We start from the raw sequence: 2,933 nt of genomic DNA on the forward strand, positions 1-2,933 counted from the left end.
CGGGCCGTCGCCGGCCACGCCGTCGCGCGGGCCGGCCGCCTCGGGCAGCCGTGGCGTGACGCGGCGCACGTGGCGCCCCTGGAGGAACAGCAGCGGGCCGAGGGCGGCGGTGGCGAACGGGTATCCCATGAAATCGATCCGATGACGAGGCTGGCGGGCCCGGCGCGCAGGCGCGCCGACATGTATCCATTGTGGCCGATCGGGCCGCAGATGGGGCCTGATTGGCCGATCGGACAGGGGACGAATCGGCAGCCGGCCTGCGCGGCCCCCGTCCGGCGGGGCTCCCGAAAAGTGCGCCGCCGACGTGTTAACATGCGCGTCCTGCCCGTGTGTCCGCCTGCATTCCAGGCTTGCCGCGCGCGGCATCCTCCCGGCGTCCCGCCGTCAACCGCAACATCATCCGCCATCATGTCCGCAGGCCTCAACCCCGCTCAGAACGAAGCGGTGCGCTACCTCGACGGTCCCTGCCTCGTGCTCGCCGGCGCGGGCAGCGGCAAGACCCGCGTGATCACGCAGAAGATCGCGCACCTGATCGAAGCGAAAGGCTTCGAGCCGCGCCACATCGCGGCCGTCACGTTCACGAACAAGGCAGCCGCCGAAATGCGCGAGCGTGTGTCGAAGCTGCTGGAGGGCAAGACGCTCACCACGCCCGGCAAGGAAGGCCGCAAGGTGCCCGTCAACCAGCTCACCGTGTGCACGTTCCACTCGCTCGGCGTGCAGATCCTGCGCCAGGAGGCCGAGCACGTCGGCCTGAAGCCGCAGTTCTCGATCATGGATTCGGACGACTGCTTCGGGATGATCCAGGAGCAGATCGGCACCACCGACAAGGGCCTGATCCGCAAGATCCAGAGCACCATCTCGCTGTGGAAGAACGGCCTGATCATGCCCGACGAGGCGATGACGATCGCGGCCAACGAGGACGAGCACCAGGCGGCGCTGGTCTACCGCAACTACGTCGCGACGCTGCATGCGTACCAGGCGGTCGACTTCGACGACCTGATCCGCCTGCCGGCCGAGCTGTTCGCGAAGAACGAACAGGTGCGCGACCGCTGGCAGAACAAGCTGCGCTATCTGCTGATCGACGAATACCAGGACACCAACGCGTGCCAGTACGAGCTGCTGAAGCAGCTCGCCGGCCCGCGCGCCGCGTTCACGGCGGTGGGCGACGACGACCAGGCGATCTACGGCTGGCGCGGCGCGACGCTCGAAAACCTCGCGCAGCTCGGCAAGGATTTCCCGAAGCTGCACCTGGTCAAGCTCGAGCAGAACTACCGGTCGACGGTGCGCATTCTCACCGCCGCGAACAACGTGATCGCGAACAATCCGAAACTGTTCGAGAAGAAGCTGTGGTCCGAGCACGGGATGGGCGACTCGATCACCGTCACGCCGTGCAACGACGAGGAACACGAAGCCGAATCGGTCGTGTTCCGGCTGTCCGCGCACAAGTTCGAGCGGCGCGCGCAGTTCCGCGACTACGCGATCCTGTACCGCGGCAACTTCCAGGCACGGATCTTCGAGCAGGTGCTGCGGCGCGAGCGGATCCCGTACGTGCTGTCGGGCGGCCAGTCGTTCTTCGACAAGGCCGAGATCAAGGACCTGTGCGCGTACCTGCGCCTGATCGCGAACGCCGACGACGATCCCGCGTTCATCCGCGCGGTCACGACGCCGCGCCGCGGGATCGGCAACACGACGCTCGAGGCGCTCGGCTCGTTCGCCGGCCAGGCCAAGGTGTCGCTGTTCGAGGCCGTGTACATGGGCGGAATCGAGGCGCGGCTGTCCGCGCGGCAGGTCGAGCCGCTTCGCATGTTCTGCGACTTCATCCAGCGCCTGACCGATCGCGCGGACAAGGAGCCCGCGACCGTCGTGCTCGACGAGATGATGGAGGCCATCCACTACGAGGCCTACCTGTACGACGCGTTTGACGAGCGGCAGGCGCAGTCGAAGTGGCAGAACGTGCTCGAATTCCTCGAGTGGCTGAAGCGCAAGGGCACGAAGCCCGAGACGGAAGCCGTCGACGGCGAGGCGGAAGGGTTCCACAATGCGGACGGGCTCGCCGATACCGGCAAGAACCTGCTCGGCCTGATCCAGACCGTCGCGCTGATGTCGATGCTGGAAGGCAAGGACGAGGATCCGGACGCCGTGCGGCTGTCGACCGTCCATGCATCGAAGGGCCTCGAGTATCCGCACGTGTTCCTGGTCGGCGTCGAGGAAGGCATCATGCCGCACCGCGGCGGCAGCGAGGACGACGGCCCGATCGACAGCGAGCGGATCGAGGAGGAGCGCCGGCTGATGTACGTCGCGATCACGCGCGCGCAGCGCAGCCTGCATCTGAACTGGTGCAAGAAGCGCAAGCGGGCGCGCGAGACGGTCGTGTGCGAGCCGTCGCGCTTCATCCCCGAGATGGGGCTCGATGAAGCGCCGCCGCCGACGCCGGAGGAAGCGCCGATGACGCCGAAGGACCGGCTCGCGAGCCTGAAGGCGTTGTTGCAGAAGTGATGTGCGCGGTGGCCTTCGTTTCGGCCTCGGCAAAACAAAACCCCCGCGATGCGTGTGCACCGCGGGGGTTTTTTCTGGCCGGCAGGCGTTACTTCGCCGCGTTGACCATGTAGTCGACAGCCGCCTTCACGTCGGCATCGGACGCGCTCGACCCGCCCTTCGGCGGCATCGCGCCCTTGCCGTGCAGCGCGTAGTTGTAGACGGTGTCCATCGACTCCTTCAGGCGCGGCGCCCAGTCTTCCTTGCTGCCGAACTTCGGCGCGCCGAGCACGCCGGCCGCGTGACACGCCTGGCACACCTGCGTGTACAGCGCCTTGCCGGCCGATGCGGCGTCGGCGCTGGTCGGTGCGGCCGCGGGCTTTTCGCCGGCCTTCGGAATCGCGGCGATCGCGGCTATTGCAGCGGCGGCTTGCGCGTTCGATGCGTCTGCGCCCAGC

2 protein-coding genes and 1 pseudogene are annotated in these 2,933 nt (G+C 67.5%); 1 reads left to right on the forward strand and 2 read right to left on the reverse strand.

Going from position 1 to position 2,933, the window contains the following annotated elements:
* A pseudogene (locus tag F3J14_RS34290) lies at positions 1-129 on the reverse strand (SGNH/GDSL hydrolase family protein); the annotation flags it as partial.
* Between the two features lie 279 nt (positions 130-408).
* On the opposite strand from F3J14_RS34290, the gene F3J14_RS34295 reads away from it, so the two are divergent.
* Positions 409-2,496 (forward strand): UvrD-helicase domain-containing protein, encoded by a 2,088-nt coding sequence (locus F3J14_RS34295; RefSeq protein ID WP_166726678.1) that lies wholly within the window; start codon positions 409-411, stop codon positions 2,494-2,496.
* Between the two features lie 88 nt (positions 2,497-2,584).
* On the opposite strand, the gene F3J14_RS34300 is transcribed toward F3J14_RS34295, so the two are convergent.
* On the reverse strand, positions 2,585-2,933 hold a 349-nt coding region (locus F3J14_RS34300), incomplete at its 5' end, for a c-type cytochrome (protein ID WP_166726679.1).

Source organism: Burkholderia sp. Tr-862 (assembly GCF_011753085.1).
GTDB classification, from domain to species: Bacteria; Pseudomonadota; Gammaproteobacteria; order Burkholderiales; family Burkholderiaceae; genus Burkholderia; species Burkholderia ambifaria.